Consider the following 14,943-nt stretch of genomic DNA (forward strand, 5'->3'; position numbering starts at 1 on the left):
AATCTGGCTGCATCCCTTGTGAACAGGGCGCAAGACGCTATAAAAATGCTAGCTAGCGAGAGCGATTTCCGGTGGATGCGGCTGGCGTTGGAGCAAGCCAGGCAGGCCGGCGCAGCGGGCGAAGTGCCGGTCGGCGCGGTCGTGGTGCGCGACGGGCAGGTCATCGCGACGGGTCGCAACGCGCCGGTCGCCGCCCACGATCCCACGGCGCACGCAGAGATCGTGGCGCTGCGTGCCGCCGCCCAGGTGCTGGGCAATTACAGGTTGGACAGCTGCGAGCTCTATGTGACGCTGGAGCCCTGCACCATGTGCACGGGCGCGATGCTGCATGCGCGGCTGGCGCGCGTCGTCTATGGCGCTGCCGATCCCAAGACCGGCGCAGCGGGCTCAGTGCTCGATGTTTTCGCGCAGGCTCGCCTGAACCACCAGACGCAAGTGCAGGGCGGGGTGCTGGCCGCCGAATGCGGCGCCTTGCTGGCCAACTTCTTCCGCGGCCGCCGCGAAGAGGCGCGGCTGGCCGCCAGCCCCTTGCGTGACGATGCCGTGCGCACGCCAGACGAGGCCTTTGCCGGCCTGCCCGGCTATCCCTGGTCACCGCACTACCTGAGCGACCTGCCGGCACTGGCGGGCCTGCGCATGCACTACCTGGACGAAGGGCCGGTGGACGCGCCGCTGACCTGGCTGTGCCTGCACGGCAACCCGGCCTGGAGCTACCTGTACCGCAAGATGATTCCGGTCTTTCTGGCCGCCGGCCACCGGGTCGTGGCACCCGACATGGTGGGCTTTGGCAAGAGCGACAAGCCCAAGAAGGAGGGCGCCCACAGCTTTGGCTGGCACCGCCAGCTGCTGCTGGAGTTTGTCGAGCGGCTGGACCTGCGCAACGTGGTGCTGGTGGTGCAGGACTGGGGCGGCCTGCTGGGCCTGACGCTGCCGATGGCTGCGCCACAGCGCTACGGTGGCCTGTTGCTGATGAACACCACGCTGGCCACCGGCGAGACGCCGCTGGGCCCGGGCTTTCTGGCTTGGCGCGAGATGTGCGCGCAGAACCCGGATTTCGACGTGGCCCGCCTGTTGGCCCGCGGCAACCCGCAGCTGCAGGCCGGCGAGTGTGCCGCCTACAACGCGCCGTTTCCCGGCCGCGGCCACCGTGCGGCATTGCGCGCTTTTGCACCCATGGTGCCGGAGTTCGCCGATTCGCCAGGCGCCGCCATCTCGCGCGACGCGCTAGCGTTCTGGTCGCTTGACTGGCAGGGCAAGAGCCTGATGGCCATCGGCGCCCAGGATCCGGTGCTTGGCCCTGCGGTGATGCAGGAACTGCGCAAATCCATCCGCGGCTGCCCCGAGCCCATGGTGCTGCCGCAGGCCGGCCATTTCGTGCAGGAGCATGGCGAGCCGGTCGCCCTGGCTGCAGTGGGATACTTCGGGCCGTGAAAAAACATATCTATATCTTCTCGCCCTCCAGCGCGGTGCGCGACAAGGCCGCAGTGCGCCGCGGCGTGGCGCGGCTCAAAGCCCTGGGGCATGAGGTCGAACTCGACCCGGACGTCTTTGCCACCCACATGCGCTTTGCAGGCGACGATGCCACTCGCATCGCGGCCATCGGGCGGGCTGCCGCCAGCGGCGCCGACGTGGCCCTGATCACGCGCGGCGGCTATGGCCTGACGCGCATCCTGCCGGGCCTGCCGTACAAGGCCCTGGCCAAGGCCATCCACAAGGGAACGAAGTTCGTCGGCCTGAGCGACTTCACTGCGTTCCAGAACGCGGTGCTGGCCAAGACCGGCGAGATCACCTGGGCCGGACCGGCCCTGGGCGAGGACTTCGGTGTCGAGGGCGAGCCCGACGACATCATGCAGGACTGCTTCGAGGATCTGGTCAGCGGGCAGGGCGAAGGCACGGGCTGGCAGCTGCCGCGCTCCGAGGCCAGCGAGAAGCTGCTTGAGGCCAAAGGCGTGCTCTGGGGCGGCAACCTGGCCATCCTGGCCTCGCTGGTCGGAACCCCCTGGATGCCCAAGATCAAGGGCGGCATCCTGTTCCTGGAGGACGTGCACGAGCATCCCTACCGCGTCGAGCGCATGCTCACCCAATTGCTCCACGCCGGGGTTCTGGCCTCGCAAAAGGCCATCGTGCTGGGGCACTTCACCAACTACAAGGCGGCGCCCCACGACAAGGGCTTCCGTTTGCAGACCGTGGTCCAGCGGCTGCGCAGCCAGGTCAAGGCGTCCGTGCTCACGCAACTGCCTTTTGGCCATGTGCCGACGAAGGTGACGCTTCCGGTGGGCGCCAAGGTCCATCTGGCGGTCGAAGGCCGGGATGCCTTCCTGCTCTGGGGACACCGCCACTGAAAGCGCGGCGGGAGAGGGCGCCTCAGCCGACCAGCGGGCTGTGGCGCGAGTTCAGGCCGTTGGGCAGCAGGCCCTGGAACATCCGGGTGATGGCCTGGATTTTCTCGCGGGCCGCCATCTCGCCATGCATGGCCGCCAGGGCCGCCATCAGGTCGCCCCGCAAGTACCACAGAGCCTGGATGTCGTTGGCATAGCGAATGCGGCGGGTGACCTGCGGGAAGTTTTTCGGACCCGCGTCTCCCAGCAGGGCCAGCATGGACTCGCGGATGTCCTCTGTGCCGCTTTCCAGGGCCGAGTCCGACAGTGGGACCGGATTGCCCAGCAAGCCGTAAATGCTGCTTCGAAGATTAGGTTTCAGCCAACGCATATGTCTTTTTTGTCTGGTTCGCGCACTTTTGCCGACGCAAGATGACAGTATGCGCAGCTTGGCTGAAGGGCAAGTCAAAGACGTGACGTAGTTAACGAAAAACAACAAGAAAATCAATGAGTTGGTAACGGTTAGTGAGGCCATTTCGAGCTCCACGTCAAGTGAGTGCTTTTTATTTCATTTTGCCGAATTTGAACTCGCCAGGACAGTTGCAGTTGACGAACGAGGCGTGAAGCCACCAAGCATCCCCTAAACTCTGCTGTATTCAATTCAAGGCATCACGGGCATGAGGGCTACGACCACCGTCGTCTTTGCGGACCTGACGGGCAGTACCGGGGTTTTCGAGGCCCTGGGCAATGACCGCGCCACCCGTTCGATCACCAAGCTCACTTACTGGATCGGCGAGGTCTGCGCTGCCCACCATGGCCGCGTCGTCAAGAACCTCGGGGATGGGGTACTTGCCATCTTTGCCGACAGCAAGGACGCAGTGGATGCGGTCGTGGAAATGCAGCGGGTGCACCTCAAGCGGATTGCTGGCTGGCCCGAAAAGCTGCGCATGCGCCTGCAGGTGGGCGTTGCCTGCGGCGACGTGGTCGAGGTGGACGGGGATTGCTACGGCGATGCTGTCAACGTTGCCTCGCGGCTGTCAGACCTGTCAGGTGCCGACCAGATCTGGGCGACGGACACGGTGACGGAACAGATCCATGCGCCGGGTGAGGGGGTGCGGTTCCGCAGCCTGGGCCCCATTGCCATCCGTGGCAAGGTCGAGTCGCGGGTCGTCTTTCGCATCGAATGGCAGGAAGAGCTGCATACCGGCCTATTCACTCAGCCGGCCGACCTGGCCCAGCAGAGCCGGCCCGTAGCATCGAATGGGGCGCGGATTGAGCTCGCCTGGCTCGACCAGCGCGGCAGCTTTACCGCGGCCGACTTGCCGATCAACCTGGGACGGGCGCCCGAGGCTGAATTCATGGTGAACGATCAGCGTGTGTCGCGCCTGCATGCCGGTATCGCATGGCGCAATGGCACCTTTGTTTTGACCGACATGAGCAGTTTCGGCACGTGGGTGCGCTTTACCGGCAGCCAGACGGAACTGGCCCTGAGACGTGACAACTGCGTGCTGCACGATAGCGGCGAGATCGCGCTGGGCGCTCCATTCGATGATTTCACTGTGCCGACCGTGAGCTTTGTGCTGGAGGAACGCTGAATTCGTCTTGCTGCTAGCTGTGCGGAGCTGTCATATTATTTGACATAATACACATCGTATTAAGCAATAAGGGCGATCCAAGATCGGGGCAATCAGGCCCTGACATGGTCATTTCACTCGAACTACCGCTCGCAAACCCTTGTCACCACTTGCCTTTTGGTTGCGCAGACCGCACCGAACTGGCGATTAGTTCGGCCGACTCCGCGCGGTTGGCACGGTGCGCGAAATCGATTGCTGTCAGTCCGATCTGGTTCTTCAACCCGGCGTCGGCGCCGCCGTCCAGCAACAGCTTGACGGCGGCAGGCGTGCCGTAATGGGCTGCCATCATCAGCGGAGTCGTTCCGTTAGGCGATTCGGCGTCGATGTAGGCATGGTTTTCCAGCAGCATCCGCATGATCTCCAGATGGCCGCTGGTGGCGGCGTAATGCAAAGGCGCCCAACCGGTCTTGTTGACGTCCGCCCCCCTGGCGATGAGCTTCTTCGCCAAGGCCGTGTGACCACGCAGCGCCGCCAGCATCAGCGGGCTCTCGTCCTCGGCCGAACGTGGCTCGGGATTGGTCTTGGGCCAGTCCAGCAGCGCATCGGCGGCCTTCAGCGAGGGTTCGCGCACGGCCAGAATCAGTCCCACAACGCCCTGAGGACCCGGCGTGTTGGGATCGAATCCCCGGCGCAACAAGGCCGTGATGGCGGCTGGGTCGTCGCGCTTGATGGCGATGAAAAAGTCATCGTAAGAGCCTGCACTCGCAACAGAAAATACTGTTGTGACAGCAAGATAGATAACTCTTCTAAACCATTTTCTCATGATTGCACCGCTCTGAAGAGACGCTCGAAATTGGCACTGGTCAGGCTGGCGATCTGCTCGACCGGCAGTCCGCGCAGCTCGGCCAGTTGGCGGGCCACATAAGGGACATACGAGGGATTGTTGGTCTTACCTCGGTAAGGAATCGGTGCGAGGTAGGGGCTGTCGGTCTCGATCAGCAGCCTGTTCAGCGGCACGAAGGCCGCAACTTCGCGCAGGTCGGCCGCGCTCTTGAAGGTCAGGATGCCGGAAAACGAGATGTAAAACCCCAGGTCCAGGGCGGCGCGGGCCACCTCGGCGGTCTCGGTGAAGCAATGGAAGACACCGCCAGCCGACCCGGCGGAGCCATCCTCGCCCTCTTCCTTGAGGATGGCGACGGTGTCAGCGGAAGCGGCCCGGGTATGGATCACCAGCGGCTTGCCGGTCTGCCGGGCGGCATGGATATGGGTGCGAAAGCGCGTGCGCTGCCATTCCATGTCCGCCACTGTGCGGCCACCCTTTCGCTCCTCCATCTGGTAGTAGTCGAGCCCGGTTTCCCCGATGGCCACGATCTTGGGCAATGCGGCGCGGTCCAGCAGGTCCTGCAGGCTGGGCTCGGTGACCCCCTCGTTGTCCGGATGCACGCCGACGCTGGCCCAGAAGTTGTCGTACTGCAAAGCCAGCGCGTGGACGGCGTCGAACTCTTCCAGCGTGGTGCAAATGCACAAGGCCCGGTCCACCTGGGCCTGGGCCATGGCCTGGCGGATCTCCGGCAGCCGTTGCGCCAGCTCGGGAAACGTCAAATGGCAATGCGAATCGACAAACATCGTCTTTTGGCTCAAAAAGTAGGGTGAGCCCCGATGAAATGGGCGTTGGATGCTACAGAAATTGTAGCAATCAGATCGTCTGCGTGGGCCGCTCGGAGCCCAGGTGGGCGCCCAGGATCTCTTCGATCTTGATCTTCAGCAGCCTGGATTTTTCGTCCGAGGGAAAGCGGATGCCGACCCCTTGCGTCCGGTTGGCGGCCGCCCGCGCGGGCGTAACCCAGGCGACCTTGCCTGCCACCGGATAGCGCTGCGGATCCTCGGGCAGCGACAGCAGGACATAGACATCGTCGCCCAGCTTGTAATCGCGCGTGGTCGGGATGAAGACCCCACCGTCGGTGAACAAGGGGATGTAAGCCGCGTACAACGCGGCTTTTTCCTTGATGGCCAGTTGGATGACGCTCGGGCGTGGGGTGGTGGGCGAAGGATTGCTCATGACGGCGCTCAGGGTCTTGAGTTTAGGGCCGTACGGGCCTGGCTCACAAGGGCTTCGAGCATCAGCCCCGCATTGAATGGATGCTCCACCGTCCGGGCCGTGCGGCTGAGCGCCTTGGCCCAGGCATTCAAGGCCGGGAGCGAGCCGCCTGCCGGCAGGTCGGTGGCGCTGAAAAAGCGGGGCTGGGCGCCCGCGCGCACTGCCAGCAGGTCATGGCAGAGCTTTTGCAACGCATCCACAGCCTGGGCGGGCGTCCAGTCGGCCAGCACGGAACCATCGCCCCGGGCGATGCCGCGAGGCAACAGTCCCCATTGCGTGCCATCCCGCCCTGACTGGGCCAGCTGGAGGGCGTCCTGGGGTCTGCCGCCGGCGGCGCGCAGCAGCACCGGCGCATCGCCTGCTGGCAGGCCTAGGCTTTGCAGCCAGTCAACGCTCTGCGAAGGTTCGGGCCAGGCCATGGTGTGGCCCAGGCAGCGGCTGCGGATGGTGGGCAGCAGCAGATGCGCGGCCTCGCTGGCCAGCACGAAGCGCACGTCGCCCGGCGGCTCTTCCAGTGTCTTGAGCAGGGCGTTGGCCGTGACGTGGTTCATCCGTTCGGCCGGGTAGACCAGAACCGCCTTGCCGCGGCCGCGGGCGCTGGTGCGCTGCGAAAACTGGATGGCGTCGCGCATGGCCTCGACACGGATTTCCTTGCTGGGCTTGCGCTCCTTCTTGTCGATGGCGTCCTGGGCTTTTTCGGACAGGGGCCAGCCCAGTTCGAGCATCACGGTCTCGGGCATGAGCACGCACAGGTCCGCGTGGGTGCGCACGTCCACCGCATGGCAGCTGTCGCATTGCATGCAGGCGCCGTCGGGCCCCGGCCGGTCGCACAGCCAGGCCCGGGCCATGCTCAGGGCCAGGCTGTATTGGCCAAGGCCGGAGGGGCCCTGCAGCAGCCAGGCGTGGCCGCGCTGCGCCAGCAGTGCGCGGGTCTGGGCGGCGATCCAGGGGGCATCCAGGCTCATGCCAGCCATCCTTTGCCGCGGATGGCAGCCAGCACATCGCGCCAGACCGCTTCGCGTGGCTGGTCGGCCTGAACGCGTGCAAAGCGGGCCGGCTCGCCGCTCGCGCGGGCATCGTAGCCATCGGCCACACGCTGGAAAAAGGCCTGGGACTGCGACTCGAACTTGTCGGGCACGCGGGCAGTGGACAGCCGGGCCGCGGCGACCGCAGGCGCGATGTCGAATAGGATGGTGAGGTCCGGCTGGCGCAGCCCGCCGTCCACACGCTGCTGCACCCACTGCTCCAGTTGGGCAAGGACAGACCGGTCGAAGCCCCGCCCTCCTCCTTGGTAGGCGAAAGTGGCGTCGGTGAAACGGTCGCACAGGACCACGTCGCCGCGTGCCAGCGCCGGCTCAATCACCTGCACAAGATGCTCGCGGCGGGCGGCGAACATCAGCAGGGCTTCCGTGAGCGGATCCATGGCTTCGTTCAGCGCCAGGGCGCGCAGCTGCTCGGACAGCGGGGTGCCGCCGGGCTCGCGGGTCAGCACGAGCGCCCTTCCCTGCTCCCTGAACGCCTGGGCCAGGGCTTCGATATGGGTCGATTTGCCGGCCCCGTCGATGCCCTCGAAGCTGATGAAGATGCCCGTCATTGGCCGCGCTGGTATTTGTTGACCGCCCGGTTGTGCTCGTCCAGGCTCTCGCTGAAATGGCTGCTGCCGTCGCCGCGCGCGACGAAGTACAGGGCCTTGCCACCAGCCGGTTGCACCGCCGCCAGCAACGATGCCTTGCCGGGCATGGCGATGGGCGTGGGCGGCAGGCCGGGCCGGGTGTAGGTGTTCCAGGGCGTGTCGGTCTGCAGGTCGACCTTGCGCAGATTGCCGTTGAAGGCCTCGCCCATGCCGTAGATCACGGTCGGGTCGGTCTGCAGCGGCATGCCCACGCGCAGCCGGTTGTTGAAAACGGCGGAAATCAGCGGCCGGTCGGCGCCCTTGCCGGTTTCCTTTTCAACGATGCTGGCCAGGATGAGCGCCTGTTCCGGTGTCTTGGCCATGGCCTGTGGCGTGCGCAGGGCCCAGGCGGCGGCCAGGCGCTTGTCCATGGCCCGCTGGGCACGCTTGAGGACGGCGACGTCGCTCGACCCCTTGGCATAGGTGTAGGTGTCCGGGAAGAAGCGGCCTTCGGGATGGCGCCCGGGCAGGCCCACCAGGGTCATCACGGCGTCGTCGGTCAGGCCACGCGTGTCGGGCTTGAGCTGATCTTCCTTACCAAGGGCGGCGCGGAACTGCCGAAAGGTCCATCCCTCCACCAGGGTGACCGCGCGCAGGGCCTCTTCGCCGCGCGCCAGCTTGGACAGCAGCCTGTGCGGCGTGATGCCCGCTTCCAGTTCGTAGCTGCCGGCCTTGATCGCCCGGTCCTGGCCCGACACCCGGAACCACAGGTACAACAGGTCGGGATTGACATTGACGCCGGCGTCGGCAACCGCCTGCGCCACGCCGCGCGGCAGGGTACCGGGCTCGATGGACAGATCCAGCGTCGCCGCCGGCATGCGCATGGGCTGGTAGACCCACCAAAGGGCCCAGCCGCCCGCGGCCAGGACGGACAGCGCTGCGACCATAAAAACCGTCAACAGGAAACGCCGCACGGACTGCTGCCCCTACATGATGGATGGATTGGACCGACGATGATAATTCAGGCAATGAGCAACGCATTGAACGGCATCGCCCCCCTGCCCCACCTGGGCATCATCCGCGTCGAAGGCGAGGACGCGGCCAAATTCCTGCAGGGCCAGCTGACCCAGGATTTCGCCCTGCTGGGCCAGGACCAGGCCCGGCTGGCGGCCTTCTGCAGCGCCAAGGGCCGTATGCAGGCCAGTTTCATCGGTTTCAAACGCGGCCCGGACGAGATCCTGCTGGTCACCAGCCGCGACATCCTGGCGCCAACCCTGAAACGGCTGTCCATGTTTGTCCTGCGCGCCAAAGCCAGGCTCAGCGACGCAAGCGAGGCGTTCAGCCTGTACGGGATGGCTGGTGACGCTGCCGCGAGCCTGGCGCAAATGCCCTGGGTCAAGCAGGACCTGGGAGCCGCGAGCGTCGTGACGCTCTACCCGGCCGATGGCCAGCCACGCGCCCTGTGGGTAGCCCCCGCCGGCGAAGCTGCGCCGGCAGGTCTGCCGCTGGACACATCGCTGTGGCAATGGGGCGAAGTGCGCAGCGCCATCGCCAGCATCACCGTGCCCATCGTGGAAGCCTTTGTGCCGCAGATGCTCAACTACGAGTCGGTCGGCGGCGTGAATTTCAAGAAGGGCTGCTATCCCGGGCAGGAAGTCGTGGCGCGCAGCCAGTTCCGCGGCACCCTGAAGCGGCGCGCCTACCCGGCGCATTCGCAGGCGCCGCTGGCCGCTGGCCAGGAAGTTTTTCATGAGAGCGACGGCGAGCAGCCCTGCGGGCTCGTGGCCCAGGCCGCTGCCAGTCCGCTGGGCGGCTGGGACGCGGTCGTGTCGCTGCAGACATCGGCCGCGCAAGGCGGGCGCCTCAGCCTGGGCGGTCCGCAGGGGGCGGCGCTGCAGCTCGAGCCCCTGCCCTACCTGCTTGCCGCTGACGTCTGAGGCACGTTGGGATAACCCAGCTTGGCCCAGTAGACCGGCGGGATGTATCCCAGCAACGCCATACGCTCCGCGTGCGGCGTCATGTCCATGGCCTTCTTGAAGGATTCCAGCGCCTTGTCGGGGTCGTGCAGGCCTGTGGTGTAGATGCTGCCCAATTGCATGTAGCCCTGCTTTTGCGTGGCAGGCCAGCCCTTCATGCGCAAATCCATGGCTTTGAGCGCCATAGGGTAGTCGCCGGTGCGCCAGCCCAGGATGAAGGCCGCATTGATCAGGTCGAAATCGTAGATGCCTTTGTCGATGGCATCGCGCGCCAGCTCCATCGCCCGCTTTTCCTGTCCGATCCGGCCCAGCAGAACGACTTCGAGGGAGCGCACAGCCGGGGCATTGGGCTGTATTTTCTTGGCCCGCTCCAGAAAGCCCAGCGCCTTTTCGGGTTGGCCTGTCGAGGTGTAGCCACGGGCGATGTTGGACATGATGGCCACCACATACGGCCGGGACGACACCACGCTTTCCCAGACCCAGATGGCATTTTTCCAGTCGCCCCATTTGGCCAGTTCGTCGGCCACCATCGGGGTGACCTTGCGGTAGTGGGGATTGATGTCCGTGCCTTCCTTGATCAGCCGCAGCATCTCGGACTTTGTTTTGTCCCATTTGGGGTTATTGACATCACCCGAAGCCGAGATGGTCAGCGCCAGCTTGGTCGCCCTGACGATCTTGTACTCGCATTGCGCGGCTTGCTGCGTGATGTAAGCCGCCAGCGCCAGACAGACCGCGGTGACCATGGCCCCCGCATGCGAGTAGGACGGCTTCCAGTTCAGGCGTGAAGCCGCCCAGCGATGGTTCAGGCCCAGGCGCGCATCCGAGGCGGCCAGGCCGGCCAGGCACAAGGCAAAGAGCGCGCCGGTGCTGGCCATGCGCCAGGGGAAGCCGACATTGCTGACGATGAACAACGCGAGCAAGGCAGTGAGCAACACGGCTCGCAGGGGCGCTTCGGCCTGCGCTTCAGCGCTGTGGTCCGTCAGGGTGCGCCAGGCCGCCGTCAACAGGTAAGCGAACAGCAGCAGCAGGAACAGCCAGCCGACGAGGCCGTATTCGGCCAGCAGTTGCAGGAATTCATTGTGGACGTAGTAGTCGGTTTCAAGCTGCGATCCCTCCGCCTGGTAGAGCGGAATATCGCTTTCCCAGGCGCCGGCGCCCACCCCGCTGAGGGGCCGTTGCTCGATGATGCGGCTGGTTGCCTTCCACATGATGAAGCGGATCCCCAGCGACGAATCCTGCGTGGAGATCGATCCGGTCCGCTTGAAGCCACGCTCCAGGGCTGTGACACCGCGCTCTTCCACGACGATCTTTTCATTGCCGGTCCTGACCATGCCCAGGCCGGCCACGGTGGCGACCAGCAGGCCCACGGCCAGCATCCGCTTGCCTGCATCCCATTTGGGAAAAGCAAACTGCTTGCGGTAGAGCCAGCCGATCAGCGGCAGCAGAACGATCAACTGGAACCACAGCGCGATCAAAGCGCCCCGGGTTCCGGTCATCAGGGTCGCCACGATGATGAAACCGGTGCTGGCCGCCATCAACGCGATCTGCGAACTTTGTCGCGCACGCGCCAACAGCAGGGCGGAAAACGGCAAGGTGCACACCACGAACTCGGCGAAGAAGTTGCGGTTGACGAAAGTCGAAGCGGGATTGGGACCTTGGGGGAAGTAACGCAAGTCCACCCAGAACTGCAGTGCCGTCCACAAGGAGGCGCCCACAGCGCCCCAGTGCACGCCTTGCGCCAACCAGGGCAGGCGCTCACGCGACAAGGTATTCAGTCCCAGCCACAGCAGCAGGCTGAAGACAAACCAGCGGACCGCTTCCACCCCGCCCAGGTAGGTGTGCGACCAGGCCATGCTGCCCAGCGCGTAGGCCATCAGCGCCAATGGCAGCCAGACCATTGCATGCCAGCGCAGTCCGTCGCGGCGGTTGCGTTGCTGCCAGAAGAAGATCAGTGCGGCGCCCAGCGCCGCGAACGAGACCACGATGGACTTGAGCGTGTCCTGCAGCATTTCCTCGTGCGGCACGCCCAGGGTGGGCGCGAAGAACATCATCAGGGCGAAGATCAAGACAGTCCAGTCCCCGCGCACGACCTCCGTGGGCAAGCTCAGGGATGCGGCTGCAGGCCGGCTGCGCGCCGGGTTCGTCGGCTCCGCACGCCCGACGGGGAGATTCAGGGGAGCGCCGCTGGCGGCGAGTTCGGCAACACCGCCTTCGGCGCGCCTGTCGGGGCTGTTTCGTTTTTTCTTGGCCATGGGTTCAGGAAAGGCAGGCGCCTATTGTCGCCGCTGTCCCTGGCCGTGATGGGGCCCGCTCAGGGGCGCGCCAGCGGCAGCGTGATGGCCATTTCGAGGTGGGGGATGCCGGCCTCGACAAAAGCTTCACCGCGCCCGGCAAAGCCCAGGCGGCGGTAAAAGCCCTCGGCGCTGCGCTGGGCATGCAGCAGCACCTCGCGGTCGCCGCGCGCTGCCGCCGCCGCGACCAGGGCCAGCAGCACCTGTTGCCCGACCCCGGAGCCGCGCAGCACCTTGTCGACCGCCATGCGGCCGATCTGGGCCACGCCAGGCGCCGGCTGCAGCAGGCGGCCTGTGGCCAGCGGCTGGCCCAGGCCGTTGTAGGCGACGGCGTGGACAGCCGTGGCATCGGCGGCATCCCACTCCAGTTCGGCCGGGATCTGCTGCTCCTCGACGAAGACCCGGGTGCGCAGGGCGCCGGCATCAGCGCCCAGCTCGGCCCAGGTCCCGGTGCGTACCTGCACCATGGCCTGGCCGGCTTCGAAGCCTTGCAGGATGTCGCGCAAGGCCTGGGGCACAGGGCGCGAGGTCTGGGTCGCCGGGTCGGCAAACACATAGACCAGTTCACAGGTGATCAGCATTTGCTCGGCGCGGAAGATCGCGCCGCTGAAGGTCATGGACGAGGTGCCGATCCGGCCGCACTTCATGCCGATCTCGAGTTGATCGTCCATGCGCGCCGAGGCATGGAATTCCACGGTCGCCTTCTTGACGTACAGATCCCCTTGCAGCTGCGCCATGGCTTCTTCATACGGCAAGGCCAGGGCCCGCCAGTAGTCCGCCACCGCCGTGTCGAAGTACATCAGGTAGTGGGCATTGAACACGATCTTTTGCATGTCCACCTCGGCCCAGCGCACGCGCAGGCGGTGGAAAAAGCGGAAATCGTCTTTGCTGGTGGTCATGGGTGCAGGGCCTCGGCAAGGGCGCGCGCCGCGTCGCCATGGGCTTGCCGGGCTTCGGGGATGGCGCGTCCCATCTTGATGAATTCATGGGTGACGCCGCGGTAGATTTCCAGCTGCACCGCGACGCCGGCGGCCCGCAGTGTATCCGCGTAGAGCAGGCCTTCGTCGACCAGCGGGTCGCATTCGGCCAGGCCGAACCAGGCCGGCGCCAGGCCTTCGGCGTCGGGCACGTTCAGGGGCGAGAAGCGCCAGTCCGCGCGGTCCTGGGAGTCGATGTAGTGGCCGAAAAAGTAGTCGATGTGGGCCGCCTCCAGCGCCAGGCCCTCGGCAAAGGACTTGTGCGAAGGCGTGTCCTGGTAGGCCGCGCAGCCTGGGTAGAACAGCAGTTGCAGGGCCAGCGGCAAGCCGGCGTCGCGCGCCAGGATGGCGCTGACGGCGGCCAGCGTGCCGCCCGCGCTATCGCCGCCCACCGCCAGACGGCTGCTGTCCAGGCCCAGGTCCCTGCCCTGCCCAGCCAGCCACTGCACGGCATCCCAGGCATCGTTAACGGCGATGGGAAAGCGGTGCTCGGGCGCCAGCCGGTAGTCCAGCGAGACCACCGCGCAGCCGCTGAGCCGGCTCAGTTCCCGGCACAGGATGTCGTGGCTGGCAATGCTGCCGATGGTGAAGCCGCCACCATGGAAGTACAGCAGCACCGGCAGGCGAGCCTGGCTGGGCGCATACAGCCGGGCCGGCAAGGGCGTGCCATCGCGCGACGGGATCGCGAAGTCCTCCACCCGCGCCAGCGCGGCCTTGGGAACTTCCAGCACGCCTGCTCCGGCTTCATAGGCCGCCTTGGCTTGCGCAGGCCCCAGGGTGTACATGGGGGGATGGCCGGCACGGGCCATGCGTTCGAGCACCGAACGCATGGCGGGCGTGAGCCGGGCCGAGGCCGGCGGCGGATTCAAGCTGTCACCTGCTGGATATGCATGGCCCCCTGCGTGCCGTAAAGTGCGATTTTTCCATCGTACAACGGCGCGCACCATGGCTTTCATCTACTACGTCACCCAGATCCAGTTCGACTTCGGCGCCGTGAAACTGCTCAAGCAGGAATGCGAGCGCGTGGGCATCACCCGTCCCCTGATCGTCACCGACCAGGGCGTCAAGGCCGCCGGCGTCCTGCAAAAGGCCCTGGACGCCCTGCCCGGCCTGCCGGTCACCGTGTTCGACCAGACGCCGTCCAACCCGACCGAGGCGGCGGTGCGGGCGGCCGCCCAGATGTACAAGGCCAACAACTGCGACGGCCTGATCGCCGTGGGCGGCGGCTCGGCCATCGATTGCGCCAAGGGCGTGGCCATTGCCGCCACCCATGAAGGCCCACTGACCCACTACGCCACCATCGAGGGCGGCTCGCCGCGCATCACCGACAAGGCCGCGCCGCTGATCGCCGTGCCCACCACCAGCGGCACCGGCAGCGAGGTGGCGCGCGGCGCCATCATCATCGTCGACGACCACCGCAAGCTGGGCTTCCATTCCTGGCACCTGGTGCCGCGCACCGCCATCTGCGACCCTGAGCTGACCCTGGGCCTGCCGGCCAAGCTCACGGCAGCCACCGGCATGGACGCCATCGCCCACTGCATGGAGACCTTCATGGCCTCGGCCTTCAACCCGCCGGCCGACGGCATTGCCCTGGACGGCCTGGAGCGCGGCTGGGCCCACATCGAGCGCGCCACGCGCGACGGCAGCGACCGCGAGGCCCGCTTCAACCTGATGAGCGCTTCCATGCAGGGCGCGATGGCCTTCCAGAAGGGTCTGGGCTGCGTGCACTCCCTCAGCCACAGCCTGGGCGGGGTCGACCCTCGCCTGCACCATGGCACGCTCAACGCCATGTTCCTGCCTGCCGTCGTGCGTTTCAATGCCCAGGCCGAGTCCGTCATCAAGGACAGGCGGCTCGAGCGCATGGCCCACGCCATGGGCCTGGCTTCGGCAAGCGACATCGCCGATGCAATCCGCGACATGAACGCCCGCCTGGGCCTGCCCACCGGCCTGGCCGCCATGGGGGTGCAGCAGTCGGCCTTCGGTCAGATCATCCAGGGCGCGCTGGCCGACCACTGCCACAAGACCAATCCGCGCATTGCCAGTGCCGCCGAGTACGAGGAGCTGCTGGCCACCTCCCTGTAGCAACGCAGGCTTGCT

Annotated in this window: 15 protein-coding genes; 5 read left to right on the top strand and 10 right to left on the bottom strand. The window is 66.0% G+C overall.

All coding sequences use genetic code 11. The features are described from left to right. Positions 1–45 precede the first annotated feature (45 nt). Complete coding sequence (gene tadA / locus Q0632_RS07855) at positions 46–1,431, top strand: tRNA adenosine(34) deaminase TadA (RefSeq protein WP_298926824.1); 1,386 nt, start codon at positions 46–48, stop codon at positions 1,429–1,431. After that, positions 1,428–2,342 (top strand): LD-carboxypeptidase, encoded by a 915-nt coding sequence (locus tag Q0632_RS07860; RefSeq protein ID WP_298926829.1) that lies wholly within the window; start codon positions 1,428–1,430, stop codon positions 2,340–2,342. Before tadA ends, Q0632_RS07860 begins: the two co-directional genes overlap by 4 nt. Positions 2,343–2,364: 22 nt before the next feature. Here the strand turns inward: Q0632_RS07860 and Q0632_RS07865 are convergent, their stop codons facing one another. After that, positions 2,365–2,709, bottom strand: a complete 345-nt coding sequence (locus Q0632_RS07865) for a hypothetical protein (RefSeq protein WP_298926834.1) — start codon at positions 2,707–2,709, stop codon at positions 2,365–2,367. 286 nt (positions 2,710–2,995) lie between these two features. Between Q0632_RS07865 and Q0632_RS07870 the strand changes: the two genes are divergently transcribed. Next, complete coding sequence (locus Q0632_RS07870) at positions 2,996–3,913, top strand: adenylate/guanylate cyclase domain-containing protein (RefSeq protein ID WP_298926838.1); 918 nt, start codon at positions 2,996–2,998, stop codon at positions 3,911–3,913. Positions 3,914–4,055: 142 nt separating this feature from the next. Here Q0632_RS07870 and Q0632_RS07875 read toward each other — a convergent pair whose 3' ends face one another. The 6 genes from Q0632_RS07875 to mltG form a co-directional block, all read right to left on the bottom strand. Then, on the bottom strand, positions 4,056–4,715 hold the full coding sequence (locus tag Q0632_RS07875; RefSeq protein ID WP_298926843.1) for an ankyrin repeat domain-containing protein: 660 nt from the start codon (positions 4,713–4,715) through the stop codon (positions 4,056–4,058). After that, positions 4,712–5,518, bottom strand: a complete 807-nt coding sequence (locus Q0632_RS07880; protein WP_298927043.1) for a TatD family hydrolase — start codon at positions 5,516–5,518, stop codon at positions 4,712–4,714. Before Q0632_RS07880 ends, Q0632_RS07875 begins: the two co-directional genes overlap by 4 nt. 70 nt (positions 5,519–5,588) lie before the next feature. Next, the gene (locus Q0632_RS07885) at positions 5,589–5,951 is read right to left on the bottom strand and encodes a PilZ domain-containing protein (RefSeq protein WP_298926848.1); all 363 of its coding nucleotides are present in this window, start codon (positions 5,949–5,951) and stop codon (positions 5,589–5,591) included. 8 nt (positions 5,952–5,959) lie between these two features. Next, entirely contained in the window at positions 5,960–6,955 is a 996-nt protein-coding gene (locus Q0632_RS07890) for a DNA polymerase III subunit delta' (protein WP_298926853.1), read from the bottom strand. Next, complete coding sequence (gene tmk / locus Q0632_RS07895; RefSeq protein ID WP_298926855.1) at positions 6,952–7,584, bottom strand: dTMP kinase; 633 nt, start codon at positions 7,582–7,584, stop codon at positions 6,952–6,954. Before tmk ends, Q0632_RS07890 begins: the two co-directional genes overlap by 4 nt. Continuing rightward, positions 7,581–8,576, bottom strand: a complete 996-nt coding sequence (gene mltG / locus Q0632_RS07900) for an endolytic transglycosylase MltG (RefSeq protein WP_298926858.1) — start codon at positions 8,574–8,576, stop codon at positions 7,581–7,583. The genes tmk and mltG overlap by 4 nt, the downstream gene beginning before the upstream one ends. A 54-nt stretch (positions 8,577–8,630) precedes the next feature. Here mltG and Q0632_RS07905 point away from each other — a divergent pair, with 54 nt between their 5' ends. After that, positions 8,631–9,539 (top strand): folate-binding protein, encoded by a 909-nt coding sequence (locus tag Q0632_RS07905; protein WP_298926863.1) that lies wholly within the window; start codon positions 8,631–8,633, stop codon positions 9,537–9,539. On the opposite strand, the gene Q0632_RS07910 is transcribed toward Q0632_RS07905, so the two are convergent. From Q0632_RS07910 to Q0632_RS07920, 3 genes are read right to left on the bottom strand one after another with little or no spacing between them, the layout of a single operon-like run. After that, positions 9,515–11,830 (bottom strand): O-antigen ligase family protein, encoded by a 2,316-nt coding sequence (locus tag Q0632_RS07910; protein ID WP_298926868.1) that lies wholly within the window; start codon positions 11,828–11,830, stop codon positions 9,515–9,517. The genes Q0632_RS07905 and Q0632_RS07910 overlap by 25 nt on opposite strands. Positions 11,831–11,889: 59 nt before the next feature. Then, a complete protein-coding gene (locus Q0632_RS07915; RefSeq protein WP_298926873.1) occupies positions 11,890–12,768 on the bottom strand; it encodes a YbgC/FadM family acyl-CoA thioesterase in 879 nt (292 codons plus the stop codon). After that, positions 12,765–13,676, bottom strand: a complete 912-nt coding sequence (locus Q0632_RS07920) for an alpha/beta hydrolase (RefSeq protein WP_298927046.1) — start codon at positions 13,674–13,676, stop codon at positions 12,765–12,767. Before Q0632_RS07920 ends, Q0632_RS07915 begins: the two co-directional genes overlap by 4 nt. A 115-nt stretch (positions 13,677–13,791) precedes the next feature. Here Q0632_RS07920 and Q0632_RS07925 point away from each other — a divergent pair, with 115 nt between their 5' ends. After that, entirely contained in the window at positions 13,792–14,928 is a 1,137-nt protein-coding gene (locus Q0632_RS07925) for an iron-containing alcohol dehydrogenase (protein ID WP_298926878.1), read from the top strand. Positions 14,929–14,943 lie beyond the last annotated feature (15 nt).

Origin of the sequence: uncultured Ramlibacter sp. (assembly GCF_936925435.1) — a bacterium.
In the GTDB taxonomy this organism is placed as follows: domain Bacteria; phylum Pseudomonadota; class Gammaproteobacteria; order Burkholderiales; family Burkholderiaceae_C; genus Ramlibacter.

Coding starts and splice junctions, on each gene's coding strand:
- Q0632_RS07925 (WP_298926878.1), top strand. CDS start 13,792: ATGGCTTTCATCTACTACGTCACCCAGATCCAGTTCGACTTCGGCGCC.
- Q0632_RS07870 (WP_298926838.1), top strand. CDS start 2,996: ATGAGGGCTACGACCACCGTCGTCTTTGCGGACCTGACGGGCAGTACC.
- Q0632_RS07915 (WP_298926873.1), bottom strand. CDS start 12,768: ATGACCACCAGCAAAGACGATTTCCGCTTTTTCCACCGCCTGCGCGTG.
- Q0632_RS07865 (WP_298926834.1), bottom strand. CDS start 2,709: ATGCGTTGGCTGAAACCTAATCTTCGAAGCAGCATTTACGGCTTGCTG.
- Q0632_RS07910 (WP_298926868.1), bottom strand. CDS start 11,830: ATGGCCAAGAAAAAACGAAACAGCCCCGACAGGCGCGCCGAAGGCGGT.
- tadA (WP_298926824.1), top strand. CDS start 46: ATGCTAGCTAGCGAGAGCGATTTCCGGTGGATGCGGCTGGCGTTGGAG.
- Q0632_RS07885 (WP_298926848.1), bottom strand. CDS start 5,951: ATGAGCAATCCTTCGCCCACCACCCCACGCCCGAGCGTCATCCAACTG.
- tmk (WP_298926855.1), bottom strand. CDS start 7,584: ATGACGGGCATCTTCATCAGCTTCGAGGGCATCGACGGGGCCGGCAAA.
- Q0632_RS07890 (WP_298926853.1), bottom strand. CDS start 6,955: ATGAGCCTGGATGCCCCCTGGATCGCCGCCCAGACCCGCGCACTGCTG.
- Q0632_RS07905 (WP_298926863.1), top strand. CDS start 8,631: ATGAGCAACGCATTGAACGGCATCGCCCCCCTGCCCCACCTGGGCATC.
- Q0632_RS07880 (WP_298927043.1), bottom strand. CDS start 5,518: ATGTTTGTCGATTCGCATTGCCATTTGACGTTTCCCGAGCTGGCGCAA.
- Q0632_RS07920 (WP_298927046.1), bottom strand. CDS start 13,676: ATGCGTTCGGTGCTCGAACGCATGGCCCGTGCCGGCCATCCCCCCATG.
- Q0632_RS07875 (WP_298926843.1), bottom strand. CDS start 4,715: ATGAGAAAATGGTTTAGAAGAGTTATCTATCTTGCTGTCACAACAGTA.